The 26,543-nt window shown below is 70.8% G+C and carries 23 protein-coding genes, 1 other RNA gene and 1 pseudogene; all 25 read right to left on the minus strand.

Annotation, left to right across the window (positions count from 1 at the left end; genetic code table 11):
* Positions 1–142: 142 nt before the first annotated feature.
* Entirely contained in the window at positions 143–1,435 is a 1,293-nt protein-coding gene (locus tag ACYQ8L_RS14115; RefSeq protein WP_459942451.1) for a 3-deoxy-D-manno-octulosonic acid transferase, read from the minus strand.
* Entirely contained in the window at positions 1,432–2,076 is a 645-nt protein-coding gene (locus tag ACYQ8L_RS14120; RefSeq protein ID WP_459942452.1) for a lysophospholipid acyltransferase family protein, read from the minus strand. Before ACYQ8L_RS14120 ends, ACYQ8L_RS14115 begins: the two co-directional genes overlap by 4 nt.
* Entirely contained in the window at positions 2,073–3,863 is a 1,791-nt protein-coding gene (locus ACYQ8L_RS14125; protein WP_459942453.1) for an ABC transporter ATP-binding protein, read from the minus strand. The genes ACYQ8L_RS14120 and ACYQ8L_RS14125 overlap by 4 nt, the downstream gene beginning before the upstream one ends.
* Positions 3,860–4,948, minus strand: a complete 1,089-nt coding sequence (lpxB, locus tag ACYQ8L_RS14130; RefSeq protein WP_459942454.1) for a lipid-A-disaccharide synthase — start codon at positions 4,946–4,948, stop codon at positions 3,860–3,862. The genes ACYQ8L_RS14125 and lpxB overlap by 4 nt, the downstream gene beginning before the upstream one ends.
* A complete protein-coding gene (locus ACYQ8L_RS14135) occupies positions 4,938–5,744 on the minus strand; it encodes an LpxI family protein (RefSeq protein WP_459942455.1) in 807 nt (268 codons plus the stop codon). Before ACYQ8L_RS14135 ends, lpxB begins: the two co-directional genes overlap by 11 nt.
* Complete coding sequence (gene lpxA, locus ACYQ8L_RS14140; RefSeq protein ID WP_459942456.1) at positions 5,741–6,517, minus strand: acyl-ACP--UDP-N-acetylglucosamine O-acyltransferase; 777 nt, start codon at positions 6,515–6,517, stop codon at positions 5,741–5,743. Before lpxA ends, ACYQ8L_RS14135 begins: the two co-directional genes overlap by 4 nt.
* Before the next feature lie 228 nt (positions 6,518–6,745).
* Positions 6,746–7,189 (minus strand): 3-hydroxyacyl-ACP dehydratase FabZ, encoded by a 444-nt coding sequence (gene fabZ, locus ACYQ8L_RS14145; RefSeq protein WP_459942457.1) that lies wholly within the window; start codon positions 7,187–7,189, stop codon positions 6,746–6,748.
* A 42-nt stretch (positions 7,190–7,231) separates the two neighbouring features.
* Positions 7,232–8,266: a UDP-3-O-(3-hydroxymyristoyl)glucosamine N-acyltransferase gene (gene lpxD / locus ACYQ8L_RS14150; RefSeq protein WP_459942458.1), complete on the minus strand. Its 1,035-nt coding sequence runs from the start codon at positions 8,264–8,266 to the stop codon at positions 7,232–7,234.
* A 16-nt stretch (positions 8,267–8,282) separates the two neighbouring features.
* Positions 8,283–8,813 (minus strand): OmpH/Skp family outer membrane protein, encoded by a 531-nt coding sequence (locus ACYQ8L_RS14155; RefSeq protein WP_459942459.1) that lies wholly within the window; start codon positions 8,811–8,813, stop codon positions 8,283–8,285.
* Positions 8,814–8,976: 163 nt separating this feature from the next.
* Positions 8,977–11,226: an outer membrane protein assembly factor BamA gene (bamA, locus tag ACYQ8L_RS14160; protein WP_459942460.1), complete on the minus strand. Its 2,250-nt coding sequence runs from the start codon at positions 11,224–11,226 to the stop codon at positions 8,977–8,979.
* The gene (locus ACYQ8L_RS14165; protein WP_459942461.1) at positions 11,223–11,915 is read right to left on the minus strand and encodes an ABC transporter ATP-binding protein; all 693 of its coding nucleotides are present in this window, start codon (positions 11,913–11,915) and stop codon (positions 11,223–11,225) included. The genes bamA and ACYQ8L_RS14165 overlap by 4 nt, the downstream gene beginning before the upstream one ends.
* On the minus strand, positions 11,915–13,078 hold the full coding sequence (locus ACYQ8L_RS14170) for a cyclic nucleotide-binding domain-containing protein (protein WP_459942462.1): 1,164 nt from the start codon (positions 13,076–13,078) through the stop codon (positions 11,915–11,917). Before ACYQ8L_RS14170 ends, ACYQ8L_RS14165 begins: the two co-directional genes overlap by 1 nt.
* A gap of 10 nt (positions 13,079–13,088) precedes the next feature.
* Positions 13,089–14,333 carry a lipoprotein-releasing ABC transporter permease subunit gene (locus tag ACYQ8L_RS14175; RefSeq protein WP_459942463.1) on the minus strand — a complete coding sequence of 415 codons (1,245 nt, stop codon included), beginning with the start codon at positions 14,331–14,333 and terminating at the stop codon, positions 13,089–13,091.
* 25 nt (positions 14,334–14,358) lie between these two features.
* Positions 14,359–15,843 carry a lysine--tRNA ligase gene (gene lysS / locus ACYQ8L_RS14180; protein WP_459942464.1) on the minus strand — a complete coding sequence of 495 codons (1,485 nt, stop codon included), beginning with the start codon at positions 15,841–15,843 and terminating at the stop codon, positions 14,359–14,361.
* Positions 15,844–15,994: 151 nt separating this feature from the next.
* Positions 15,995–17,545, minus strand: coding sequence for a ribonuclease Y (gene rny, locus ACYQ8L_RS14185; protein ID WP_459942473.1), 1,551 nt, complete (start codon positions 17,543–17,545; stop codon positions 15,995–15,997).
* Positions 17,546–17,680: 135 nt separating this feature from the next.
* Positions 17,681–17,865: non-coding RNA, 6S RNA (gene ssrS / locus ACYQ8L_RS14190), on the minus strand.
* Between the two features lie 57 nt (positions 17,866–17,922).
* Positions 17,923–18,171: pseudogene (locus ACYQ8L_RS14195) on the minus strand (cell division protein ZapA); the annotation flags it as partial.
* The gene (locus tag ACYQ8L_RS14200) at positions 18,168–18,422 is read right to left on the minus strand and encodes a cell division protein ZapB (RefSeq protein WP_459942465.1); all 255 of its coding nucleotides are present in this window, start codon (positions 18,420–18,422) and stop codon (positions 18,168–18,170) included. The pseudogene ACYQ8L_RS14195 and the gene ACYQ8L_RS14200, both read right to left, overlap by 4 nt.
* 25 nt (positions 18,423–18,447) lie before the next feature.
* Positions 18,448–19,029 (minus strand): response regulator, encoded by a 582-nt coding sequence (locus ACYQ8L_RS14205; protein ID WP_459942466.1) that lies wholly within the window; start codon positions 19,027–19,029, stop codon positions 18,448–18,450.
* Between the two features lie 484 nt (positions 19,030–19,513).
* Entirely contained in the window at positions 19,514–22,009 is a 2,496-nt protein-coding gene (gene polA, locus ACYQ8L_RS14210; protein ID WP_459942467.1) for a DNA polymerase I, read from the minus strand.
* 3 nt (positions 22,010–22,012) lie between these two features.
* Entirely contained in the window at positions 22,013–22,441 is a 429-nt protein-coding gene (locus ACYQ8L_RS14215; protein WP_459942468.1) for a DUF2914 domain-containing protein, read from the minus strand.
* A gap of 65 nt (positions 22,442–22,506) precedes the next feature.
* Positions 22,507–23,481 carry a porphobilinogen synthase gene (hemB, locus tag ACYQ8L_RS14220; RefSeq protein ID WP_459942469.1) on the minus strand — a complete coding sequence of 325 codons (975 nt, stop codon included), beginning with the start codon at positions 23,479–23,481 and terminating at the stop codon, positions 22,507–22,509.
* 189 nt (positions 23,482–23,670) lie between these two features.
* Positions 23,671–23,973 (minus strand): ferredoxin family protein, encoded by a 303-nt coding sequence (locus ACYQ8L_RS14225; protein ID WP_459942470.1) that lies wholly within the window; start codon positions 23,971–23,973, stop codon positions 23,671–23,673.
* Positions 23,974–24,003: 30 nt separating this feature from the next.
* Positions 24,004–25,380 (minus strand): FAD-dependent oxidoreductase, encoded by a 1,377-nt coding sequence (locus tag ACYQ8L_RS14230; protein ID WP_459942471.1) that lies wholly within the window; start codon positions 25,378–25,380, stop codon positions 24,004–24,006.
* Between the two features lie 371 nt (positions 25,381–25,751).
* Positions 25,752–26,543, minus strand: a 792-nt coding sequence (gene hemG / locus ACYQ8L_RS14235; RefSeq protein ID WP_459942472.1) for a protoporphyrinogen oxidase, incomplete at its 5' end; no start/stop codon positions are given.

Genomic DNA, 26,543 nt, shown 5'->3' on the forward strand with positions numbered 1-26,543 from the left:
TTTGAAAGATCCGGAACGTCCGCCACCGCCGCCCCGCCCTGCCAAGCCGACAACGGCATGGAAAGGCGCGGCGATCGGGTGCCGCACTCGCGCCCGGCCGGAACCAGTCCCCCACCCGCCTCGGGCAATACGTGTGAAGGTATTAGTGCGGATCACCGATCGCCTCCCACACGGCCTCCAGGGCCCGGGCCGTGGCCCCGCGGTTTCGGGCGAAGAGCCCCCGGGCCGCCTCGCGCACCCGGACGGCCTCCTCGGCGTCCGCCAGCACCGCGGCCAGGGCCCCCTCGAGTCCGGCGGGGTCCCCCACCTCGGCGCAGAGCCCCTCGGGCCGGAGCTCGGCCAGAAGGTCCCGGATGTTCCCGGTGTGGGGGCCGACGACCACCGGGATCCCCCACACGAGGGCCTCGAGGGGGTTGTGGCCCCCCACCGGCACGAGGGTGCCGCCCACGAACGCCGCCGCGGCGCCCCCGTAGAGGGCGGAGAGCCACCCCATCCGGTCCACCACCAGGGCCTCCCCCGCGGCGAAGGCGTCGGCCGCGGAGCGGCCCGAGGCCTCGGACGCGGCCCACCGGACCGGCCGGAACCCGGCGGCCCGGAGCTCCTCCTCGGCCGCGCCGATGCGCTCGAGGTGCCGCGGGGCCACCACGAGCCCCGGCCGAAGGCCCCGGGCCCCAAGGGCCGCGATGGCCCGGGCCAGGGGCCCGACCTCGCCGGGGTGGGTCGAGCCCGCCACCACCACGGCCCAACCGGCCTGCCGGGCGGCCCGCAGGGCCCGGGTCCCGGGGTGGTCCGGGTCGGGCTCGGCCAGGTCGAACTTGAGATTCCCCCCCACCTCGAGCCGGTCGGCCGGGGCCCCCAGTTCGGCGAACCGCCGGGCGTGCTCGGCCGACTGGGCCTGGATCCGCCGGAACCATCCCAGCACGGGCCGAAGGAGCGGCCGCACCCGCCGGTACCGGGGAAACGCCCGGTCCGAGAGCCGGGCGTTCACGAGGAGGAGCGGAACCCCCTGGCCCCGGGCCGCGTGGAGAAGCCCGGGCCAGAGTTCGGTCTCCACGAGCACCAAGGCCCGGGGCCGAAGCCGGGCCACCCGCGCCCCAAGCCAGGGCAGGGGATCCAGGGGCAGGAGCCGTCCCGCGCCGCGACCGGCCGCGAGCTCCCGGGCCACCTGGGCCCCGGCCGGGCTCGTGGCCGTGACAAGGAGCCGCAGCCCCCGCTCCCCCAGGGCCCGCACCAGGGGCGCCGCGGCCCGGAGTTCCCCCACGCTTGCGCCGTGGACCCAGACGGCCCTCCGGGGCTCCTCGACCCCAAGACCCAAGCGCTCGAACCAGCCCGTGCGAAACCGGGGATCCCGCCGGGCCTTGAGGGCGAGCACCGGGGCGGCGGCCGCGAGGCCGGCCGTGCCGAGCACCCGGTAGAGCCACACGAGCCCGGTCACGGCGGCACCCACCCCACCCGGGCATCGGCCCGGGCCGTGGCCCGGTCGAGCGCCCGGCGGATCTCCTCGCACACCTCGACCAGGTCCTCGCCCCGGCCGAACCGCAGGGGCGGCCCCAGCACGATCTCGGCCCGGCCGAAGGGCAGGGGCACCTGGAACCGGTCCCAGGAGGGGGCGGCCCACCGCCGAGTGAACGCCGCACCCACTGGGATCAGGGGTACCCCCGAGCGCATGGCGGCCGCGGCCGCGCCCGGCTGCACCCGGTACCGGGGTCCCCGGGGGCCGTCGGGCGTGAGGGCCACGTCGCCGCCGGCCGCGAGATGCCGCAGCACGCCCCGCAGGGCCGCCGCCCCCCCGCGGGACGACGACCCCCGGATCGGCACGTACCCGAACCGCTCCACGATCCGGCTGATCAACTCGCCGTCCGCGCTCCGGCTGATCACCACCCCCACCCCCTGGCCGGCGTAGGGCAACAGCGGGCCCAGGAGCCGGTTGTGCCAGAAGGCCCACACCACCGGGCCCTCCCGCCGGAGCCGTTCGGCCCGGTCGAACCCCGTGACCCGGTACCTCGTGGTCCGGCCCACCAGCCGCAGGTACGCCGCGCCGGCGGCCACGGACCACCGCAGGAGCCGGGGGCTCACCCCCCCTCCCCCCCAAACTGGAGCCGGCACAGCCGGGCGTACTCTCCCCCCCGGGCCAGGAGCTCGTCGTGGGTGCCGCGCTCCACCACCTCGCCGTCCCGGAGCACCAGGATGAGGTCGGCGTGGCGCACGGTGGAGAGCCGGTGGGCGATCACAAAGGTCGTGCGGTGGGCCATGAGGGCCTCCATGGCCGCCTGGACCTCGGCCTCCGACTCGGAATCCAGGGCGCTCGTGGCCTCGTCGAGGATCAGGATCGGGGCGTCCTTCAGGATGGCCCGGGCGATGGCGAGCCGCTGCTTCTGGCCCCCGCTCAGGAGATCCCCCCGCTCCCCCACCACGGTGTCGTAGCCCTGGGGCAGGGCCTGGATGAACGCGTGGGCGTGGGCGGCCCGGGCCGCGGCCTCGACCTCCTCGTCCGTCGCGGTGGGCTGGCCCACCAGGAGGTTCTGGCGCACCGTGTCGTTGAACAGGAATGTGTTCTGGGTGACCACGGCGATGGCCCGGCGCAGGCTCTCGATCGTGTACTCCCGGATGTCCCGGCCGTTGATCCGGATCGCCCCGGCCGTGGGGTCGTAGAACCGCGGCAGGAGCTTCAGGAGCGTGGATTTCCCCGACCCGCTCGCCCCCACCAGGGCCACCACCTGGCCCCGTCGGGCCCGGAAGCTCACCCCCCGGATCACCTCGCCCTTGGCCGGATCGTAGGCGAACCGCACCCCCTCGTACTCCACCTCGTCCACGGGCGGCTCGAGCTCCACGTCCCCGCCCCGCTCGCAGGGCGGCAGGGGCTCGGCCATCACGCCGAACACCCGCTCGGCCGCGGCCAGAGCCGTCTGGACCGAGTTGTTGAGGCTTCCGGCGCGTTTGAGGGGGTCGTAGAGCATAAAGAGCGCCGTGAGGAAGCTGAAGAACTCCCCCGGGGTGGACGCCCCGGCCAGCACCCGGCTCCCGCCGTACCAGATGATGGCCGCGGCCGCCACCGCGCCCAGGAACTCGAGGAGCGGGGCCGTCGCCTCGTTGAGGCGGGCCCGCTTGAGGCTCACCCGCCGGAGCCGCTCGCCCTCGTGGTGGAACCGCTCGATCTGCCGCTCCTCGCACCCGAAGGACTTGACCACCTCGATCCCGGAAAAGGATTCCTGGAGCACGTTGGAGAGATCGCCGACCCGCTCCTGGCCCTTGCGGGTGTACCGGCGCACGAGCTTACTGATGCGCTTCATGGGCAGGGCGGCAAGGGGGGCTACCACCAGGGCGATCGAGGCGAGCCGGGGATCCCGGGTGAACAGGACCACCATGAGGCCCGCGGCGGTCACCACCTGCCGCAGGAGCTGGATCAGGTCGGGGATGGCCCGCTGCATGAGCCCCACGTCGCTCGTGACCCGGGCGATCAGGGCGCCGGTGGGGTTTTTCTCGTGGAACGCGAACTCCCGGTACTGGAGGTGGGTGAGCATGTCGTCGCGCATGGCGAGGATCACGGTCTCCCCCACCCAGCGCATGGTGTACGACTGGAGGTACCGGCACACCCCCTTCACGGCGTAGAGGGCGAGCACGGCAAGCGGCAGGACCTTGAGCTTGAAGGCGTCGTGGTGGATGAAGATGTCGTCGAGAACCGGTTTCACGAGCCAGGCCGTGGCCCCGGCCGATGCGCCCACCACCGCCATGCACAGGAACGAGAAGGCGATCCGGTGCCAGTGGGGCCGGAAGTACCGGCCCAGGGCCTTGAGGAGCCGCCAGGATCGAAGGTCGTCGGGGCCGCGAAGGCCCTTCGGGGGGCTCAGGGGTCGGCGGCTCACGGCCGCTCCTCCAGGAACCGGGCGATCCGGTCGGCGGCCCGACCGGCCGCGCCGGGTGCGCCCACGGCTGCGCGCACCTCGTCGAGGCCCCGGAGCATCGCCTCCCGAGCCCCCCGATCGCCCAGGAGGCCGAGGGCCGCTGCGGCCACCTCAGCCGCCGGCCGCTGGATGAACTCGGGCACCACCTCCCGGCCCGCGATCAGGTTGGGAAGGGAGACGTGGGGAACCCGCACGAGGAGCCGCCCCAGGAGGTAGGTCAGGGGGTTCACGCGGTACACCACCACCGTGGGCACGCCTACGAGGGCGCACTCCAGGGCCGCCGTACCCGAGGCCGCCACGACGAGCTCGCTTCGCTCCATCACCGAAAGGGCGTCATCGGTGAACTCCACGCCGTCGGCCCCCTCGAACCAGTCCCGGTCCACCCCGGGCGCCAGCGGCACCTCGAACCGAAGCGGCCGTTCCCGCCGGAGCCGCGCCGCCACCTCCCGAAGAAGGGGCCAGATCCGGGTGATCTCCCCCCGCCGGCTCCCGGGAAGGAGCCCCACCCGTCCCGGCTCGGGCCGCCAGCGCCGGCCGGCCACGTGGTCGGCCACCGGCGACCCCACGTAGGCGGCCCGCACGCCCCGCTCGGCGAGGTAGCGCTCCTCGAAGGGAAGGACGACCAGGGCCTCGTCCACCCGTTGGCGGAGTTTTCGCACCCGCCACCCCCCCCAGGCCCAGACCTTGGGGGGGATGTAGTAGAGCACCGGGATCCCGAGGGCCCGGGCCTCGGCCGCCAGCGCCAGGTTGAACCCGCCGAAGTCCACCGGGACGAAGGCGGCCGGGCGGTCGGTGCGCAGCCGCTCCCGCAGGATCCGGCGGGAGCGAGCGAGGGCCGGCAGCTTCCCCACGGCCTCCAAAAGCCCCATGGCCGCCACGGCCTCGAAGGGCACCACCACCTCGGCCCCGGCCCGGGCGAGCCGCGGCCCCCCCATGGCCCAGGCCCGCACCGGCAGCCGCTCCCGCAGGGCCGCCAGCAGGTTTCCCGCGTGGAGGTCACCGGAGGCCTCCCCGGCCGAGAGGGCGAGAACCGGTTCAGAACGCAACGATCGTCAACTGGTGGCGGTCGGCCAGGGCCACCGCCTCGTCCCGTTGGAAGAAGAAGGTCTTTCCCCCCTCGATCGCGAGCACCCGGGCCCGGGCCTCGAGGCAGGCGTACACGGTCTCGAGCCCCACGGCCGGCACGTCGAACCGAAGGTCCTGGTTGGGCTTGGCCACCTTGACCACCACCACATCGCCGTTCCCGAGGCTCCCGCCCCGGCGGATCGCCTGGTCGGTGCCCTCGATCGCCTCCACGGCCAGGACGGCGCCCCGCTTCACCACGACGGTCTGGCCGATGTCGAGCCCCCCCATGGCCCGGGCGATCTCGGCACCGAACCGGATGTCCTCGCGCTCCCCGGCCGTGGGCTCGCGCTTCGTGAACACCCCCGGCCCCGGCAGGTACTCCTCCATGAAGGTGGTCTGGGGGATGAGTTCGATCCCCTCGGCCGCGAGAACCTCGGCCACCTTCTCCATGATGGTGTCGTCCTTGCGGTCCCGGAGCCCCCACAGCAGGGTCAGGGCCTTCACATCGGGCCGAAAGTCCTTGAAGATCCGGGTCTTGTGCACCTTCCCCGCCACCACGGCCCGGGTGACCCTCTCCCGGGCCAGGAGCCGCAGGAGCTTGCCCACCTTCCCGAGGGGCATCCAGTGGACCTCGCCCGCCTCGGCCTCGATGGCCGGGTCCGCCTCCTCCCGGAGGGCCACCACCACCGGCTCGACGCCGTGTTTCCGGGCCTCCCGCACGAACAGCCGGGGGAACTCCCCCGCCCCCGCGATCAGCGCGATGCGTTCCGTGGTCACCGCGTGACTCCCCGTTCGGAGCGTTCCAGGAACTCCACGAACCGCCGGACCTCGGGCACCCGGAAGTCGTCCCCGGCCCGGATCTCCGCCAGGGCCTTCTGCAGGGTCAGGTTCGACTGAAACACCGTGCGGTAGGCCCGGCGCAGGGCCTTGAGGCTCTCGTCCGAAAACCCCCGGCGCTTGAGCCCGGTGAGGTTGAGGCCGAAGAGCTTCGCCCGGTTCCCGGCGGCCGAGACGAACGGCGGCACGTCGAGGGTGATCGCCGAACACCCGCCGATGAAGGCGTGGGCCCCGATCCGCACGAACTGGTGCACGGCCGAGAGCCCGCCGATGATCGCCCAGTCCTCCACGGTCACGTGCCCCGCCAGGTTCACCGAGTTCGCGAGGATCACGTGGTCGCCGAGCTGGCAGTCGTGGGCCACGTGGGCGTAGGCCATGAGGAGGCAGTCCGAGCCGATCCGGGTCACCCCGCCCCCGCCGGCCGTGCCGATGTTCAGGGTGGTGAACTCCCGGATCACGGTCCGGTCGCCGATCTCGAGCCGGGCCTCCTCGCCCGCGTATTTGAGGTCCTGGGGGATCGTGCCCACCGAGGCGAAGGGGAACACCCGGCAGCCCTCGCCGATCGTGGTCCATCCGTCCACCACGGCGTGGGCCCCGATGGTGGTGCCCCTGTCGATCCGCACGTTGGGCCCGATCACGGCAAACGGGCCGATCTCGACGCCCTCGGCGATCTGGGCCCCCTCGGCCACCACGGCCCTCGGGTCGATATTCATGTGGATCTCCTCACGGAACAGCGGGGAAGCCGAAAAGCTGGAAGGCTAGGAAGCTGGGAGGCTCACCCCCCGTGGATCCCGACTTCCCCGTGGAATCCTTTGAAAACAAACCTCTTGTCGGGAACCGGAATCGGAGCCCCGGGTTCCGGTCTGGGCGTCGCTGTGTCGCTGGGCGACGAAAGCGCTCCGCCTCGTAGCTTCCTAGCTTCCTGGCCTCCCAGCCCCCGATCACTCCCCCTTTTCCTCCGTGATCACGGCCGAGAGGTGGGCCTCGGTGGCCACCTCGCCGTCCACCCGGGCCTCGGCCTCGAAGCTCCAGAACCCCCGGCGCTGCTTCTCCACCCGCACGTGGAGCCGCAGTTGGTCCCCGGGGGTCACGGGCCGCCGGAACCGCACCCGGTCGATGCCCCGGAACAGCATGAGCTTGCCCTCGGTGCACTCCCGGGTCGTGTGGAGGGCGAGGATCCCGCCGGCCTGGGCCAGGGCCTCGACGATCAGGACCCCCGGCATGATCGGCCGGCCCGGAAAGTGGCCCGGGAAAAACGGCTCGTTCACGGTGACGTTCTTGAGCGCCTCGATCCGCTCCCCCGGCACGAGCTCCACCACCCGGTCCACGAGAAGGAACGGATACCGGTGGGGCAGGCAGGTCAGAATCCTTTGGATGTCGATCATGGCGTCTCCCCGACCAACGGCCCCCGAGGGGGCGAATGACCCTTACGTCCCGTCGTCGCCGAGCCGGGCCTCCAGTTCGGCCAACCGCCGCTCCAGCGCCTTGAGCTCCCGGCGCATCTCCGGCAACCGCTTCACCACGGCCTGGGCCCGGAGCCACTCCCCGTGGGGGATGGCGGGGCTCCCGGACACCACGGCCCCCGGGGGCACGTCGGAACCGATGCCCGACTGGGCGCCCACCATGGCCCCGTCGCCCACGGTCAGATGGCCGGCCACGCCCACCTGGCCGGCCAGCACCACCCGGTTCCCGATCCGGGTCGAGCCGCTCACCCCCACCTGGGCCACGATCAGGCAGTCCTCCCCCACCCGCACGTTGTGGCCGATCTGGACCAGGTTGTCGATCTTGGTGCCCCGGCCGATCCGGGTCTCCCCGAGGGCGGCCCGGTCGATCGCGGTGTTGGCCCCCACCTCCACGTCGTCCTCCAGGACCACGATGCCCACCTGGGGGATCGGCACGTGGCGGTGGCCGTCCCGCGCGTACCCGTACCCGTCCGAGCCCACCACGGCGCCCGGCTGGAGCACCACCCGGTCACCCAGGACGCAGTCCTCCCGCACCACGGCGTTGGGGTAGAGCGTACAGTCGCGGCCCACGCGGGCTCCCCGTCCCACGTACACGCCGGGGTAGAGCACCGAGTCGTTCCCCACCTCGGCCCCGGCATCCACGTAGGCCCCCGCCATCACGGCCACCCCCTCGCCCAGCCGGGCCTCGGGGTGCACGAAGGCTCCCGGCTCTATCCCGGCGGCCGGCCGGTGCCGGGGGTGCAGGAGCGCCACGGCCCGGGCAAAGGCCAGGTACGGGTTCTCCGTGACCAGAAGCGCCGGCCCCTCCACCGCGTCGTTCGGGCCCACGATCACGGCCGTGGCCCGGGTGGACGCGAGAAGCGACCGGTACTTGGGATTGGAGAGGAACGTGACCTCCCCCGGCCCGGCCCGGTCGAGGGTGGAGACCCGCAGGACCTCGGCCCCGGGGTCGCCCCGGAGTTCGGCCCCGATCTTCTCCGCCAGTTCGGAGAGCTTCATGCCCAGCGTCCCCCGCCTACTCTGCCGGCACGCCGGCGTCGTACCGGCGGATCACCTCGTCGGTGATGTCGATGGCCTTCGGGGCGAAGAGAACGCCGGCCTCCTGGCGCTCGAGGATCAGGGTGTACCCCTCGGTCTCCCCGAGCTTGCGCACGACCTCCTGGAGATCCTTGAGGATCCGACGGGTGAGCTCCTGGTCCTTTCGCTGGAGAGCCTGCTGGCTCTCCTGGAACTTGGCCTTGAACGCCTCGAGCCGCTCCTTGTACTCGCGCTCTTTCTCGGCCCGGGCGGTCTCGGAGAGGACGAGGCCCTGCTTTTCGAGTTCCTCCCTGAGGGCCTTCAAGTCCGCCTCTTCCTTCTCGAGCTCGGCCTTGCGGCGGTCGGCCTCGGCCGTGAACTCGGCCTTGTACTTCTTGCCCATGCGCGACTCGTTCAGGCAGCGCTGCAGGTCCACCACCGCCACCTTCACCGGTTCGGCCGCGCGAACGGGCAGGGCCAGGAAAAACGCCGCCAGAAACAGGCCTCCGATCGCAACGCAACGTCTCATCGGTTCCTCCTTTTCATGCTGGAAGGCTGGGAAGCTCGGAAGCTGGGAGGCCCTGTTCGCCCCCGGCAGGAACCGATCCCCCGCCCTCCTCTGGTACCCGAGCCCCCTGTCCAGAATCTGCCTGTTCTCCGTGCCCTTCGTGGTGGCCCGAGCGCCCCCGGGCTCAGAAGAACCCGCCGATGGTGAACTCCCACTGGGCGTTGTCCTCGCCGGGTTTTCGGTCGAGCACGTAGCCCCACTCGAGCCGCAGGGGGCCCATGGGGCTGAACCACCGGACCCCGGCCCCGGCCGACTGGCGGAGCCCCGTCTCGAAGAACGCCTCCCCTTCGTCCCAGGCGTTTCCGGCGTCGTAGAAGATCACGCCCCGGAGCTTCGCCTCCTCGATCAGGGGGAACAGGTACTCCACGTTGAAGAGCACCTCCTTGTCGCCCCCGATCACGTCGCCGGTCTCCGGGTCGCGGGGACCGATGCTGCGGCTGTCGAACCCCCGCAGGCTGTTGATGCCCCCCAGGTAGTAGCGCTCGTACACCGGGATGTCGCGGCCGAGAAGGGAGTGCACGAACCCGGCCCGGCCGTGCACGTGGAACACGTGGTTCCACCACAGGGGCTGGTAGTGGGACGTGTCGAACCCGTACTTGAGAAAGGCGGCGTCCCCGCCCAGGAGCCCGCCGGCCCACTCCAGGCTCCACTCGGCCCGGGTGCCCGAATGGGGCTCCCAGGGGTTGTCCACCGTGTCGTAGATGAGAAGGCCCGTGAGCGACGAGGTCACCGTGGTGCCGATCTGGTCCCGGATGGTGCTGGAAGCCGTGTCGCTTACGTTTTTCACCTCGGCCTCCTCGAGCCGGTAGATGCCCCGGAGCTTCCATTCCTCGGTGAGGCTGGTGCCCAGCTTGAGGTCCCCGCCCAGGGAGTATTTGTCGTAGTCGGTGTACGACCGGATCGATTTGTACGCGTCGAACCCGAAGTACCACTCGGTGTCGAACACCCGGGGGTTGTTGAACGTGAAGCTGTAGGTCTCGCGGGTCGAGCCGAAGTTGGCCTGGAGGGCGAGCTGGTACCCCAGCCCGAGGAAGTTCCGCTGGCTCACGTTCGCCATGCCGATGATCTTGTCCACCGAGGAGTACCCCGCCCCGAAGCTAAAGGCCCCGGTGGGCTTCTCCTCGACCTCGACCGTGACGTCCACCCGGTCGGTTCCGGGCCGGCGCTGGGTCGCCAGGTGCACCTTCTCGAAGAACCCCAGCCGCTGGATCGCCCGCTCGCTTTTGCGGAGCGCCGTGGCGTTGTAGAGGTCCCCCTCCGCGAGCCGCATCTCCCGGCGCACCACCCGGTCGCGGGTCTTCGTGTTCCCCTTGACCTCGATCCGGCCGATCCGGACCCGGTCGCCCTTGTGGATCTGGAACTCCACGTGCACCTTCCCGCCCTCCGGGTCCACCCGAGTCCGGGGGTTCACGTCGGCGAACGCGTAGCCCAGATCGGCGTAGAGGTCGGTGAGCCGCTGGTAGGCCCGCCGCAGGTCCTCGCTGCGGAAGAGGCCCCCCTCTTCGATGCCGGCCGAGCGCGCGAGCTCCTCCTCCGGGAACTCCAGATCCCCCGAGAAGGTGATCTCACCGAAGGTGTACGTCTCCCCCTCCCGCACCGGCACGTCCACCACGATCCACCGCCGGTCCGGGGTTAGGCTGACCAGGGGATCCAGAACCTCGGCCTCGGCGAACCCGTGGTTCAGGTAGTAGGCCCGGATCATCTCCCGGTCCCGCTCCAGGTCGGTCTCCTGGAACGTGCCCGAGCCCGTGAGCCACGACCAGGCCCCGGCTGGCCGGAGGGTGAGGTACTTCCGCAGGTCCTCCTCGTCGGCCTTCGCGACCCCCGCCAGGTTCAGCCGCTTGAGCTTGACCTTCTCTCCCTCCCGGACCCGGAGCACCAGGTCCACGTGGTTTTTGCCGTCGTCCACGGGCACGATCTCGTGGGTCACCTCGGCCAGGTAGTACCCCTTTTCCCGGTACAGGGCACGAAGGGCCTCCTCGGCCCGGGCCACGTCGGCGTCCAGAAGGATCGCCCGGGGCCGTAGGGTGATCCTCTCCTTCCAATCCTCGGGGTCGAGGTGCTCGGCGCCCTCCACCTTCCACCCCCGCAGCGCCGGCCGCTCCCGAACGAGGAAGGCGAGCACCCCGTCCTCGAACTCGGCCACCACGTCCTCGAAGTACCCCAGGCCGTAGATGGCCCGGACGTCCTCGCCCACCTGGTCGGGGTCCAGAGGGGCGCCGGCCCGGCTCCCGACCCGCTGGAGGATCAGTCCCTCCTCGATCCGCAGGTTCCCCCGGACCCGCACCTCCCGCACCTCCTCGGCCGCCCGGGCCCCGGAGGCGAAGAGCGCGGCCCACAGGATCACGGCTACCAGCCACACCCGGAGCCTCACGGTCCGTTCCTTTCCACCGAGGCGATCCGGCCGTCGACCAGGGTCACCACCCGGTCCATGCGCCGGGCCAACTCCGGGTTGTGGGTCACCACCACGAGCGCCACCCCCGTGCGCCGGTTCCACTCCACGAGTAGGTCGTGCACGGCCTCTCCTGTGTTGTGATCCAGGTTTCCGGTGGGCTCGTCGGCCAGCAGAACCCGGGGTTCGCAGACGAGGGCCCGGGCGATGGCCACCCGCTGCTGCTCGCCGCCCGAGAGCTCGCCGGGGCGGTGGTGGGCCCGGTCGGCCAGACCCACCTGTTCCAAGAGCTCCCGAGCCCGGGCCTCGGCCTCCCGGCGGGGCGTACCGGCGATCCGCGCCGGGAACGCCACGTTTTCCACCGCCGTGAACTCCGGCAAGAGGTGATGGAACTGGAACACGAACCCGACGTACCGGTTCCGGAACCGGGCCAGTTCCAGGTCCGAGCGGGCGAAGAGATCCTCCCGGCCGAACCAGACCCGCCCTCCGCTGGGGCGGTCAAGCCCCCCCAGGAGATGGAGCAGGGTCGATTTTCCGGCGCCCGACGGCCCCACCACCGCCATGCGGATCCCGGGCTCCACCGCGAGGTCGATGCCCTTGAGCACCCGAAGCTCCCCCCCGGGCTGGGGGTAGGACTTTTCGAGGGCCTCGGCCCGGAGCACCGGTTCCATCACCGCTTCCCGAGCACCCGGGCCACGGTGGACCGGGCCCGCTCGTCCCGCAGCCGCTCCAGGGCCCGGCGCACCTCGGGGTGCCGGCCGAGCACCGGCTCGAGCACCTCGGCCCCGGCCCGGAGCACCTCCCCCTCCTCCTCGGCCGTCACCGTGGCCGTACGCGGGGTCTGGCTCACCAGCGCCACCTCGCCGAACAGGTCGCCCGGCCCGAGCGTGGCGAGCTCCAGGGGCTCCGTTCGCCCCGGCGGCACGGTCCAGACCCGGAACCTTCCCCGCTTGACCACGTAGACCGCGCGGTCGTCTTCACCCTCTCGGACCACGTCGTCCCCGGCGTCCACCCGCACCACCTCGAACCGGCGCGCGAGCTCCTTACGGGCGTCCGGCGGAAGCCCCCGGAACACCTCCGAGGCCGCGAGCACCCCGTCCAGGACCCGCTCCCGGTAGAAGGCGTGGAGGGCGTCGGCCACGCCGGGATGGCGGTCGATGAGCTCCTCCATGTCCCGGCGTCGGATCTCCAGGAGTTCGGCCGGAGTCACGGCCACCACGTCGGCGTTGCGGGGCTGGTGGCTGAAAAACGCGGCCTCCCCCAGGAACGTCCCCTCCCCCAGCTCGGCCAGCACCGTGCCCTCCCGCTCCACCCGCACGACCCCCTGGGTCACCACGAAGATCGAGTCCCCCGGATCTCCCTGGCGAAACAGAACCTCCCCCATCGTCAGGTTCCGGGGCACCGTTTTCTGGAGCACCTTGCGAAAGGCCTCGGGGTCCAGGTCGGAGAACAGCGGGATCTTGGGCAGCGGCCGGTCCCGGGTCCCTTCGGACCGGGTGATGCCCCGCTGGGCGTAGAGCTCCGCGAGCCTCGCGCCCACGTCCTCGGCCCCCGGGTCGCACCGTTCCAGGATCTTGTAGGCGGCGATGGCCTGCATGAGGAACCCGCCCTGGGCGTACCGGTCTGCGAGCTCCCGGTAGGCCTCCGCGGCCTCCCGGGTCCGGCCCAGCTTCGCCCGGAGATCGGCCACCCGGCGCAGCACGGCGAGGTTGCCCGGCTCCTTCCCGAGCACCTTCTCGTAGGCGGTGAGCGCCTCCGCCCACCGCCCCTTGGTAAAGAGGGCGTCGGCCTGGGCCTTGTCGTCCTTCTTGCCGCGCCGGAAGAACAGGGCCATGGGTCTCCGGTCATTCGTACCGCAGGATCTCCACCGGGTCGAGACGGGCCGCCTGCCACGACGGGTAGAGGGTGGCGAGGAAGCACAGGGCCAGCGCGCACAGGGCCACCGCCGCGAACACCTCCGGTTCCATCACCACCGGGAGGGTGTCGATATAGTACACGTCGCTCGGCAACCGGATGAACCGGTACCGGGCGAGCAGGGCACAAAGCCCCCACCCGCCCAGGAGCCCCAGGGCGGTTCCCAGCCCCCCGATCACCATGCCCTCGGCCACGAAGATCCGCCGGATCATCCGGGCCGTGGCGCCCATGGATTTCAGCACCCCGATCTCCCGGGATTTCTCGAGGACCACCATGATCAGGGTCGCCGCGATGTTGAAGGCCGCCACCACCACGATGAGCGCCAGGATGATGAACATGGCGGTCTTTTCGAGCTTCAGGGCGCTGAACAGGTTCCGGTTCATCTCCATCCAGTCGCGGGCCCACACCCCCGGCCCCAGGGCCTGCTCGATCCTTCGGGCCGCCTCCCGGGCCGTGTAGAGGTCGGCCAGCCGCACTTCGATCCCGCTCACCGCGTCGCCCATCCGCAGAAAGTCCTGGGCTTCCTCAAGCGAGGTGATCACGATGCCGGTGTCGTACTCGTACATGCCCGAGGCGAAAAGCCCCCTCACCCGAAACGCCCGGATCCGGGGGATGACCCCCAACGGCGTGAGGCCCCCGGTGGGGGTGACGAGCTGGACCGCGTCCCCCACCCGGATGCCCAGGTTGCGCGCGAGCTCCCGCCCGAGGATCACGCCGGCGCCCCCCTCGGCCAGGTCCTCCAGGCTCCCTTCCACCAGGAACCGCCCCAGATCCGTGGCCTGGGCGGCGGTGGTGGGGTCCACGCCCCGAAGGAGCGCCCCCGTCACCGTGCCCCCGTACACGAGCATGACCTGGCCCGTTACGAAAGGGGTCGCGGCCACGACCCCCTCGACCGAGCGCACCCGCTCGGTCATCCGCCGGTAGTCGGCCAGGCCGCCCCCCATCGGGTACACCACCACGTGGGCGTTCGCCCCGAGGATCTTATCCCGCAGGTCCCGCTCGAACCCGGTCATGACCGAGAGCACCACGATGAGGGCCGTTACCCCGACCGCCACCCCGCCCACGCTGATCCAGGTGATGAGCGAGATGAACCGCTCCCGGCGGCGGCCCCTCAGGTACCGGAGCGCCACCCAGAGCTCCAGGGGCAGTTCGGCCTGTTTGGCTCCCGGTCCCATGGTCGCTCGCGCCGTCCGCGGCCCCTCAGGCTTCCGGCCGCATGTGGGGAAACAGAATCACGTCGCGGATCGAGGGGCTGTCGGTGAACAGCATCACCATGCGGTCGATCCCGATCCCCTCCCCGGCCGTGGGGGGCATCCCGTACTCCAGGGCCCGCACGAAGTCCTCGTCGATCCGGTGGGCCTCCTCGTCGCCCTGGGCCCTCTGCGCGGCCTGCTCCCGAAACCGCTCGAGCTGGTCGATGGGGTCGTTGAGCTCGCTGAAGGCGTTGGCGATCTCCCGGCGGGCGATGTAGAGCTCGAACCGGTCCACGAACCGCGGGTCCCTCTCGTTCCGGCGCGAGAGGGGGGAAACCTCCACCGGGTACTGGGTGACGAAGGTGGGCTGCACCAGATGGGGCTCGGCCACCTCCTCGAACACCTCGGCGAGCACCTTGCCGTGGGGCATGCCGGCCACCTCGAGCCCCCGGCTCCGGGCGAAGGCCGCAAGCACTTCCGGATCGTCCACCTCGGCCTCGGTGAGACCGGCGTGCTTCATCACCGCCTCCCGCACCGTGAGCCGGGGCCAGGGCGGGGTGAGATCGATCTCCTCCCCCTGGTAGACGAGGCGGGTGGAGCCGTTCAGGACCTCGGCCACGTGCACGAAGAGCTCCTCCGTGAGGTCCATGAGGTCCTCGTAGGTGGCGTAGGCCTGGTAGAACTCGACCATGGTGAACTCGGGGTTGTGCTGGTTCGACAGCCCCTCGTTGCGGAAATTCCGGTTGATCTCGAACACCCGCTCGAACCCGCCCACCACGAGGCGCTTCAGGTACAGCTCGGGGGCCACCCGCAGGTACAGGGTCATGTCCAGGGCGTTGTGGTGGGTCACGAAGGGCCGGGCCGTGGCGCCGCCGGGGATCGGCTGCATCATGGGGGTTTCCATCTCCACGAACCCCCGGCTCACCAGGAACTCCCGGACCAGTTGGATGATCCGGCTGCGCCGCAGGAACGTCTCGCGCACCTGGGGGTTCATGATGAGGTCCACGTAGCGCTGCCGGTACCGGGTCTCCTTGTCGGTCAGCCCGTGCCACTTCTCCGGCAGGGGCCGCAGGCTCTTGGCCAGGAGGCGCACCTCCCGGGCCTCCACGGTGAGCTCTCCCGTCCGGGTGCGCATGAGCGGCCCCGCCGCGCCCAGGAAATCCCCCACGTCGAGCTTTCGGAACCAGGCGTAGGTCTCGGCGCCAACGACCCCCTTTTGCACGAGCAGTTGGATCTGCCCCGAACGGTCCTGGATCTTTACGAACGTGGCCTTCCCGAAGGACCGCCACGCCATGATCCGGCCCGCCACCCGGAACTCACCCCCCATCTCCTTGAGGGTTTCGGCGGCCTTGTCCCCGTGCTCCCGGAAGATCTCGGCTGCCGTGTGGGTGGGGCGAAAGTCGTTGGGATAGGGGTTGATGCCCAGCTTCCGGAACTCCTCGAGCTTCTGGAGTCGCTGGGCGATGAGCGGGTTTTCGTGGCGGTCTTCCATCCCTTGGTTCCTTTCCGTGGCGCTGGCCCGGGGGCGGGGTCGCCGGAGTACATAGCACGTCTGGTCCCTGGGCAAAAACCCCCGGCCCCCGCACCGGCGCGAGGAACCAGGGGAATGGGGCGGGCGCCCCCGCAAGGGCTTTCGCCGCGCCCTATTTCGCGTAGTCCACGGCGCGGGTCTCCCGGATCACCGTGACCTTGATCTGCCCCGGGTAGGAGAGTTCCGACTCCACCTTGCGGGCCACATCCTTGGCCAGAAGCGTGGCCCGGTCGTCGTCCACCCTCTCGGAGTCCACAATGATCCGGATCTCCCGGCCCGCCTGGATGGCGTAGGACTTGGCCACGCCGTCGAATCCGGTCGCGATCCGCTCCAGGTCCTCGAGGCGCTTGACGTACGACTCCAGCATCTCCCGCCGCGCCCCTGGCCGGGCGGCCGAAAGGGCGTCGGCGGCCTGCACCAGGACCGCGAGCACGGTCTCCGGCTTGACCTCGTCGTGGTGGGCCGCGATCGCGTGCACGATATCGGGTGCCTCGCCGTATTTCCGGGCGAGATCCGCCCCGATGGCCGCGTGGGAGCCCTCGACCTCGTGGTCCACGGCCTTGCCGATGTCGTGCAGAAGCCCCGCCCGCTTGGCCTTCTTCACGTTGATCCCGAGCTCCGAGGCCATGATCCCGCACAGGAACGCAACCTCGAGGGAGTGGGTGAGCACGTTCTGGGCGAACGAGGACCGGAACTTGAGGCGTCCCAGCAGGTTCACGATCTCCGGATGGATGCCGTGGACCCCCACGTCGAAGGTCGCCTGCTCCCCGGCCTCCCGGATCTCGCGCTCCACCTCCTTGGCGACCTTTTTGACGACCTCCTCGATCCGGGCCGGGTGGATCCGGCCGTCCGCGATCAGGCGCTCCAGCGCGATCCGGGCCACCTCCCGCCGCACGGGGTTGTACCCCGAAAGAAGCACAGTCTCCGGCGTGTCGTCCACGATCAGGTCCACCCCGGTGGCGGCCTCGATAGCCCGGATGTTTCGTCCTTCGCGGCCGATGATCCGGCCCTTCATCTCGTCGCTGGGCAACTGCACGGCCGTGACCGTGCGCTCGGCCACGTATTCCCCCGCGTAGCGCTGGATGGCCAGGCTGATGATCTCCTTGGCCTTGTTGTCCGCCGTTTTTCGGGCCTCTTCCTCGATCTCCCGGATCTGTTTGGCGGCCTCGTGGCGGGCCTCGCTCAGGAGCGTGGCCTTGAGCTGCTCCTTGGCCTCCTCGGCGCTCAAGCCGGCCACCCTCTCCAGGGTCCGGAGCACCTCGGCCCGCTTCTCCTCCACCTCGCGAGCCCAAGACTCCACCTCCCGGCTGCGCTGCTCCAACTGGCCTTCCCGTTCCTCGAGGCGGGTCTCGCGCCGCTGGAGTCCCTCCTCCTTTTTCTCGAGGTTCTCCTCCTTCTGCTGGAGGCGGCGCTCCTGGGCGACCACCTCGGCCTTGCGGGCCTCCACCTCCTGCTCGAGTCGCGCCTTCTCGGCGAGCACCTCCTCCTTGGCCCGGAGAGCGGCCTCCTTCTTGATGATCTCCGCTTCTTTCCGGGCCTCGTCCAGCACGGCCCGGGCCTGGGCCTCCCGGTCCTCTTCCTTGCGGCGCCACAGCCGGTGGCCCAGGGCATACCCCACCGCCAGAGCCACGGCGGCAGCCACGGCCAGCCAGACCCACCACATCATCGCGTTCACGGACGGTCCTCTCCTTGGTCGACGCGCGGCCCGGGGGGCCGGCGAAATTCGAGGGGCACATCAGGGGGAAGTTCCCCGGGAGCGGGGACGGAGAGGAACGTGTGCGGGAAGGCGAGGAGGAACAAGTCCCCCGCTTGTGCCGTGTTCCTTAAGGTTCGGTTGAACCTCGGATGGAAAGGTGGGTGCCCTGTGGTCCCTTCGTCGGTTCCCCGCGAGGGGGAGCTCGGTCCGGGGCCAGGGAAGGCTCCCTTTTACCGTTGCGTTGGCTCAACAGCTTCCAGTCGGAATCACGAACACAGCAGGGGAACCACCTCTTCTTCGGCATCCGGGCTCGCCTGCGGAACCCGGCTGTCGATGCGCCGGATCATCTCGGCACACCGACTCTCGACGGTTTCCAGGAGTTTGCGCCGGTTCTCTTGTTCTTCCAAGAGGTCGCTCGCCAAGTCCAGGGCGGCCAGCACGGCGATCTGCACCGTGGCAACCGACCGGGTGTGGGCTGCGACCTCGCGCATCCGCGCGTCCACCAACCGGGCCACCTTCTGGACGTGCTCCTCGGGTGCCTCGGACCGAAGCCCGTACGCCTGCCCGAAAATCTCCACCCGGTGGGCGTTCACGCGGTCACTCCGGATTCGGGCGCCTCCAACCCCTCGAGGCGCTCGATCGTCTCGATCATGCGGGCCACCCGCGTTCGGATGAGATCCCGCTCCTGCCGTAAACCGTCCACCTCGCGTTCCAAGGCGCGCAACCGCTCGTCCTTCTCCGCCAGGCTGCGCTCCAGGACGGACTTCTCCTCCGTCAACCGTGCGAACAACTCCACGAGTCGTTCCAACCGCTCTTCCAAAAGGCTCAGTTGTTCCAACTGCATGGCATCCTCCGAGCCCACGGCCATGCTACCCACGGCCCCCGGGCAAGTCAAGCGAGAAACCCTGCTGCACCACGCGGAGAACTTCGGCCAGGCGGTCCCCCAGGAGCTCGGCCGTGCCCGGACCTTTGTTGACATAATAGGCCGGCTTGAGTTCCTCCAGAACCGGCTTCAGGGAGGCGTCGATCCGCCGGGACGAGAAGAACACCACCGGCGCCGGCCGCGCCCCGAACGCCCGTTCCGCGGCCCGGATGGCCACCCCCGCGTGCAACCCGTTGAGCCGGGGCATCAGAAGATCGAGGATCACGAGGTCAAGGGGCCTGCGCCCCCGGAGGGCCTCGATCGCCCTCTCCAGGGCCTCGGCCCCGTCCCGGGCCGTCACGACCTCCCGGGCCACCCGCCGGGACGAGAGATACTCCGCCACGGCTTCCCGGAAAAACCGCGCATCGTCCGCCACCAAGGCCCGCTGGAACCCCGGGGCATGGGCCGTGCGCCGGGCTTCCAAGGGAAGCCCGCACCGCAGGCACCGGACCTCGGTGACCCCGCCCAGGTCCACGGTGTAGGCCTCCACCCGTTCTCCGCACGCCACGCACATCCCGGTCGCCCCCATGGCGGATTCGCTCCCGTACAGGCTAGGAAGCTGGGAGGCTAGACGGCTTGAAGCCCTTCGGTTCCAGACTTCTCGCCCGTCCGACCGCCCAGCCGTTTTATTACTCCGGCGGCTAGATAGACACGGCCGGGGGCATGGGGCCTGCTGGAGCGCCGGGCGTGGCTCCTACACTCGCTGCATCCGGCACTCAGCCAACGACTGGCACTCTTCCGGCCAAGCGGACTGACGAAAACGCCCAGAGTTCCTCAGTCGTTCCGTCCATCCGGCTGAGTGCCGGATGCAGCGTGAGCCGGATGCCGCACTCACGCACGGCCGGAAGCAGGCCCCATGCCCTCGCGATCTCCTTGCGCGCCTGTATTGACGCCGGGTAAACATGCCAAATCGTTTTTCCCGTCTCCCATCGAGGTGCTCTAAGGGCGAACCGCCCTGACCCCTCGCAGGGCCCAGGGGGCGTCCCGGGCCTCGACCGCCCGGCCTCCCAGCCTCAATGGGCCTCGGCCCAGTTGGGGCCGATCCCCACCTCGACCCGAAGCGGCACGGCCAGTTGGGCCGCCCCCTCCATGGCCTCCCGTACCCGGTCGGCGCACTCCTCGGCGCGGGCCTCGGGGGCCTCGAGCACAAGCTCGTCGTGGACCTGCAGGAGCAGCCACCCCAGGCCGTCCATCCCCCCGATCGCCCTCGCGGCGCGGATCATCGCCACCTTGATGAGGTCGGCCGCGGTTCCCTGGATGGGGGTGTTCACGGCGAGCCGCTCCCCGAACTCCCTCTGGGCCCGGTTGCGGGAGCGGAGCTCGGGGATCGGCCGGCGCCGGCCGAAAAGCGTCTCGGCATACCCGGTCTTCCGCGCCTTCTCCACCAGCCCGTCCAGGAACCCCTTCACCGCCCCGAACTGGTGAAAATACGCCTCGATCATCTTCCGCGCCGTCTCCTGGGTCACCCCGAGCTGGCGGGCCAGGCCAAACGGGCTCATGCCGTAGAGGATGCCGAAGTTCACGGTCTTGGCCTCCCGGCGCATGCGCTCGTCCACCCTTTCGGGCGGCACCCCGAAGATCCGGCTCGCGGTCTCGGTGTGGACGTCGCGCCCGGTCCGGAACACCTCCAAAAGCGTTGGATCTCCGGAGAGGTGGGCCAGGATCCGAAGCTCGATCTGCGAGTAGTCGGCGCTCACCAGGAGATGCCCCGGATCGGCCACGAACGCCTGCCGGATCCGGCGCCCCTCTTCTCCCCGGATCGGCACGTTCTGGAGATTGGGGTTCGAGGAACTCAGCCGGCCCGTGGCCGTGACCGTCTGGTGGAACGTGGTGTGGATCCGGCCGTCCTCCGGATCCACGAGCTTCGGGAGGGCGTCGAGGAACCCCGATTTGAGCTTGGCGAGGCTCCGGTACTCCAAAAGGAGCGCGGGCAAGGGGTGCAGCGCCGCCAACTCCTCGAGCACCGAGGCGTCGGTGGAGAAGCCGGTGGCCGTTTTCTTGATGACGGGGAGCTTGAGCTTCTCGAACAAGATCCGGGAGAGCTGTTTGGGGCTGTTGGGGTTGAACCGCTCGCCCGCGGCCTCGAAGATCCGCGCCTCGATCTTTTCGAGCCGTTCGGCGTACTCCCGGCTCAGATCCTCCAGCGCGGCCACATCCACCCGGATCCCCCGCACCTCCATGTCGGCCAGGATCGGGATGAGGGGATTTTCGATCTCCTCGTACAGGCGGCGAAGACCCGCCGCCTCCAACTCCCCGCCCAGCACGGCGGCGAGCCGGCGGGCCGCGGCGGCCTTCGCACCCGGACGGCCGTCGAGCGGCACCCCCCGGCTCCGGGCCAGATCCTCCAGGGGGTACGCCCGGCGCCCGGGAACCAACAGGTAGGCCGCCACCTCGGTGTCGAACCGGACGCCCTCGAGCCGGACGCCTTGCCGGGCCAATTCCCGGCGGGCCTCCTTAAGCCCGTGGCCCACCACCGGGACGTCCGGGTCCTCGAGCCGCCGGCGCCACTCGTCGGGGATGGCGCCCGGTCCCACCCGCAGCGCCTCCCGGGCATCGGCGAGGTCCCATTCCCCGTCGTCCGGGCCCACGATCCCCACCCACTCCCCCTCAGGCTCGGGCCCTGGCCCCCCCTCGGAGGCCCCCGCCGGCGCCTCCCCCTGATCCGCAAGCCCGAACTCGTCCAGAAGCCGGTGGAACTCCAGTTCCCGCAGGAGCCGCGCCAACTCCGCCCGGTCCGGCTCCCGGCGTCGAAGCGACTCCGGCGCCACATCGAGGTCGAGATCCGTCTGGATGGTGACCAACTCGCGGTTGGCGAGCACCCGGTCCCGGTTCTCCCGGAGCGCCGCGCCGCGCTTGCCTCCCACCTCGTCCACGTGCTCGAGCACCCCCTCGAGGGAACCGTACTCGTTGAGCAACTTGGCCGCCGTTTTCACCCCGATCCCCGGCACGCCCGGCACGTTGTCGATCGTGTCCCCGGTGAGGCTGAGCAGATCCACGATCCGCTCGGGCCCCACACCGAAGCGCTCCCGCACCGCGTCGGGGTCGGTGACCCGGTCGCGCATGGTGTCGAGGAGCCGGATCCGGTCGGAGACCAACTGGCAGAAGTCCTTGTCCCCGGTGACGATCCAGACCTCGTGCCCCTCCCGAGCGAGCCGGGTCGCCAGCGTGCCCAGGACGTCGTCGGCCTCGACCCCCGGCACCTGGAGCACCGGCACCCCCATGGCCTCCAGAAGTTTCAACGCGTAAGGGATCTGGGGCTTGAGGTCTTCCGGGGTCTCCTCCCGGTTCGCCTTGTACTCCGCGTAGGCGGCGTGGCGCTGGGTGGGCCCGGGCGCATCGAACACCACCGCGATGCCGTCCGGATCCTGTTCCCGAAGGGCCTTCAGGACCATGGTCGCCAACCCGTACACGGCCTGGGTGGGCAACCCGGTCGAGGTCCGGAGCCCCTGGATGGCGTGGTAGGCCCGGTACAGGAGGTTCGTGCCGTCCACCAAGACGTAGCGGGCCATGGGCTACTCGATCCGCATGCGGGCCTCGTGAACGACCTCCCCGTCCACGGTGCGCACCTCGACGATCCAGTCCCCCTTCCACTCGGGGAGGATGCGCTTCGTGCTCCAGGTCCGCCACGACGGCCCCTCCACATCGAGGGGGACAATGGCCATCTCCCGGCCGTCGTAGATCCAGACGTGGAGCACCTGGTCCGCCTCTCCGGCACCAACGATCTGGGTGAAGAACGTTACCTCCCCCACGTCGGCCGGGAACACCGTGGCCTCCCCCACCGGTTCCCGGGCCTCCACCGCGCGGCAGAAGGCGCTCCGGGCCACCGCGATGCCGGCCCACGCCGGCGGCGCCACCGCCATCCAGATCCCCACCGCCGCAGCCAAGGGGCCCAGGCCCCTCAACCGCCGGCCTTCCCGCCGCCACCGTTTCGTCTGCCCCATGGCGTCCTCGCTCCGAATCCCGTCTCCCGGAAGTCCCGGATGCCAGCCGGCGCCCGCCCGGTCGATCACCCCTGGAGCAGGCGGGCCGCCTCGACCGCGAAATAGGTCAGGATCATGTCGGCCCCGGCTCGCTTGATGCTCAACAGGCTTTCCATCATGAGCCCGGCCCCGTCGCCCCATCCCAGGCGCTCCATGGCTTTCACCATGGCGTACTCGCCGCTCACGTTGTAGGCGGCCGTGGGGTAGCCGAACGTGTCCTTCACCTTGCGGATCACATCGAGGTAGGGCAGGGCCGGCTTCACCATCACGATGTCGGCGCCCTCTCGGATATCGAGGTCCACCTCCCGCAGGGCCTCCTCGGCGTTGGCCGGATCCATCTGGTACGACCGCCGGTCGCCGAACTTGGGGGGCGACTCGGCCGCGTCCCGAAACGGACCGTAGAAGGTGCTGGCGAACTTCGCCGCGTAGGCCATGATCGGCACACCGCCGAACCCCTCGGCGTCGAGGGCCGAGCGGATGGCTCCCACCCGGCCGTCCATCATGTCAGAGGGCGCCACCATGTCGGCACCGGCGCGGGCGTGGCTCAGGGCCTCGCGCACCAGGAGGTCCAGGGTCTCGTCGTTGGCCACGTCGCCGTCCCGGATCACCCCGCAGTGGCCGTGGTCGGTGTACTCGCACAGGCACACGTCGGTGATCACGCACAGATCGGGCAGGGCGTCCTTGAGGGCGCGCACCGCACGCTGCACGACACCCTCGTCGTCGTAGGCCCCGGACCCGACGGCATCCTTGTGGTCGGGAATGCCGAACAGAATCACGGCCGGCACGCCGAGGTCCCACGCCGTGCGGGCATCCTTGACCGCCTCGTCCACCGACAATTGGAACTGACCGGGCATGGAGGCGATGGGGTTCCGGACCCCCGTGCCCTCCCGCACGAACAGCGGGTAGATGAAATCGTCCGGGGTGAGCAGGGTTTCCCGCACCATCCGGCGCAGGGTCTCGTTTCGGCGCAGCCGACGCATCCTCAGTCGGGGAAACTCCATGGATGACCTCCTTCGATGGCTGGAAAACGGGGAGGCGGCGGAAGCCGGGAGGCCTGGCCCCTCGCGCTTCCGCCCTCGCGGTTCGTGGGCCCCCCGCGAACTCCTCGCGGCGACACGGCGCCCTTGCCGCCGGGGGCGGCGGATCGGAGCCCGCGGGCAGGACCCGGTCCGGCCCCGATCGGCTCCCGGTCACCCGTACCGGTAACAGATTCCCATGCCGCCCATGGGGTACCGCCACGAGATGTTGGCGTGGGGACACACCAGGCGGCAAGCCCCGCACTCGAGGCAGTTCTCGAAGCTGATTACGAGCCGGCCTGCCTCCTCGCTCCACCGGTACGTGCCGGCCGGGCACACCGTGGTGCACTCGCGCCGCTCGCACCGGGCGCAGGCCGCCTCGTCCACGAGCCCGAGATGGGATGCCCGGTCGGGCCGAACCTCGTTGGCCGCCAGGCGCTCCTCCACGGTGGGGGGACGTTCCGATTGCCGCGTCACCGCCGCCCTCCTCCGGTCCTCGAACGGCCTCTACCAGTTCTTCGCCAGGTATTCCAGGATCTTGTCGGTCTTCCCGTACCCGAGGACCCGCAGGGCGTTTCGCATCTGAAAGGCCGTGGTCGCAAACGGCCAGATGCCGATGCGGCGCTGGAACAGGTCCCAGATCTCGGCCCCCCGCTCCGACCGTGGCCCCCCTCCCACCCGGAGCCACGCCTCGGCCATCTCCGCGAACGCGGCCGGCCACCGGGTGAACACGTGGGGGTTTTGCTCCAGGAACCCCGGCCAGGCGCGGTAGTGGGCCATGTCCTGGAGCACGAAGCTCACCTCGAGCCGCCTGCGGTACCCGGAAAGGGTTGCGGACGAGAAATCCCCCTTCCGATGGGCCTCGACCGCCGTCTGCCCGGCCATCCGGCCCGAGGCCATCGCGTAGTTGGACCCCTCGTGGCTCGGGGAGGTGCTCACCAGCCCGGCCGCGTCCCCGACCAGGAGCACCCCGTCCCGGAACAGGATCGGCAGCCGGTCGTAGCCCGTCTCGGGCAGCAGATGGGCCCCGTACTCCAGAAGCTCGGCGCCTCGCACCAGCGGGGCGACGGCCGGGTGGGCCTTGAACCGGTTGAGGAGATCGACCGGGGTCGTCCCCTGGGCGGCGAGGTCCGACCCGAACACCACGAGCCCCACCGAAAGGCTCTCCCGGTTCGTGTACACGAACCCGGCCCCCCGGAGCCCCCCGGTGGCATCCCCCACGTACTCCCATGCCACCCCCTGGTCGCCCTCGAGCCCGAACCGGTCCTCGATCACCGCGCGGGGAAGGCCCAGGGTCTCCTTGATCCCGAGCGCCATGTGCTTCGGCGAAGGCCGCGGCCGGAGCCCCTCGGCCTCGGCCAGGAGCGCGTTCGCGCCCTCGGCCAGGATCACCAGGGGCGCCTGGAGCATGCCCGCTTCCGGATCCTCCCCTTCGGGCATCCGGGCCGAAACCCCCACCACCCGGCCGTCGGCGTCCCGCACCACCCGGTCCACCACGACCCCGCTCACCACCTCCACCCCTTCGGCCTCGGCCACTTCGGCGAACCACCGGTCGAACCGGGCCCGGAGCACCGTGTAGGAGTGGTTGTGGGGCGGCTCGTCCCACCGGCGCGTCCGGAACCCCAGGCTCATCTCGGCGTCGACCGAGAGCACCGAAAGCCCCCGCCGCACCACGTGCCGCTCCAGCGGCGCGCCCCGCTCCCGGAAGTCGGGCACGAGCTCCGCCAGCACGTCCGTGTAGAGCACGCCGCCCATCAGGCTCTTGGCCCCCGGGTACGGCCCCCGTTCGAGGAGCGCCACCCGAAGCCCCCCCCGGGCCGCCTCGATCGCGGCGCTCACCCCGGCCGGACCGGCCCCCACGACGATCAGATCGTATTCGCTCATGTCCCGGGCGACTCCGTTTCCCATCCCGAATCCCGACGAAAAGATTGCCGGACGCGGGGATCCTCCCCCCGGTCGGCAACCCGTCCGGCGGGGTTATCGCTCCGGCGGCCAAATAGGCACGGTCAGGGGCATGGGGCCTGCTGGAGCGCCGGGCGTGGCTCCTACAGTCGCTGCATCCGGCACTCAGCCAACGACTGGGGCTCTTGCGCCCAACCGAATCGGCAAAAACGCCCAGAGTTCTTAACTGGTTCCACCCACGCGGCTGAGTGCCGGATGCAGCGTAAGCCGGATGCCGCACTCACGCCCGGCCGGAGGCAGGTCCCATGCCCTGGCCACCCCATTGCGCGCCTCTATTGGCGCCGGGTTGAATGTCAGACCGCTGCCAGTTGCGTCGCGACCCGCGGCCCCAGCTCCTCGCCGCGGGCCGTGCAGTCGTTCACCCCGATGCCGTAGAAGGCGTTCCCGGCGAGGTACACGCCCCCCAGGGCCTCCACCCGGGCCTCGATCTCCCGGAGCCGTTCCCCGTGGCCCACGACATACTGGGGGATGGCCCGTTCCCACCGCCGGATCCACACGAACTCGGGCTCCGCCTCGATCCCGAGGGTGATCCGAAGTTCCTCCCGAACCACCCGGGTGAGCTCCTCGTCTCCCAGGCCCACGAGCTCCGGGTTCCGTGCCCCTCCCAGGATCTGGGTGAGGAGCACCCGGCCGTCGGGGGCCCGGTGGGCGAAGATCGAGGAACTCCACAGGGATCCTAGGATCCGCCGGCCCTCGGACTTGGGGATCAGGAACCCGAACCCGTCCAGGGGGTGGGGCACGGCCTCCCGGCCGAACCCGGTGCACACCACGGCCGCCGGCACGTAGGGGATCGCTTGAAGAAGAGCGGCCAGCCGCTCGTCCAGGGGCCCCACGAGCCGCGCCGCGTCGTAGGCCGGCACCGCGAGCACCAGGGCGTCGGCCTCCGCCACCGTCCCGTCGGGGAACCGCACCGTCCAGGTATCGCCCCTCCGTTCCAGCGCCTCGGCCGCCGCCCCCGTCCGGACCCTCTCCGGCCCGACGGCGGCCACGAGCCCCCGGATGAGCTCCTCCAGCCCCTCGGGGTAACTCCAGAGCACCCCCCCCGGACCCGGGGGGGGGGGGGGGGGGGGGGGGGGGGGGGGGGG

Source organism: Deferrisoma palaeochoriense (assembly GCF_054656955.1).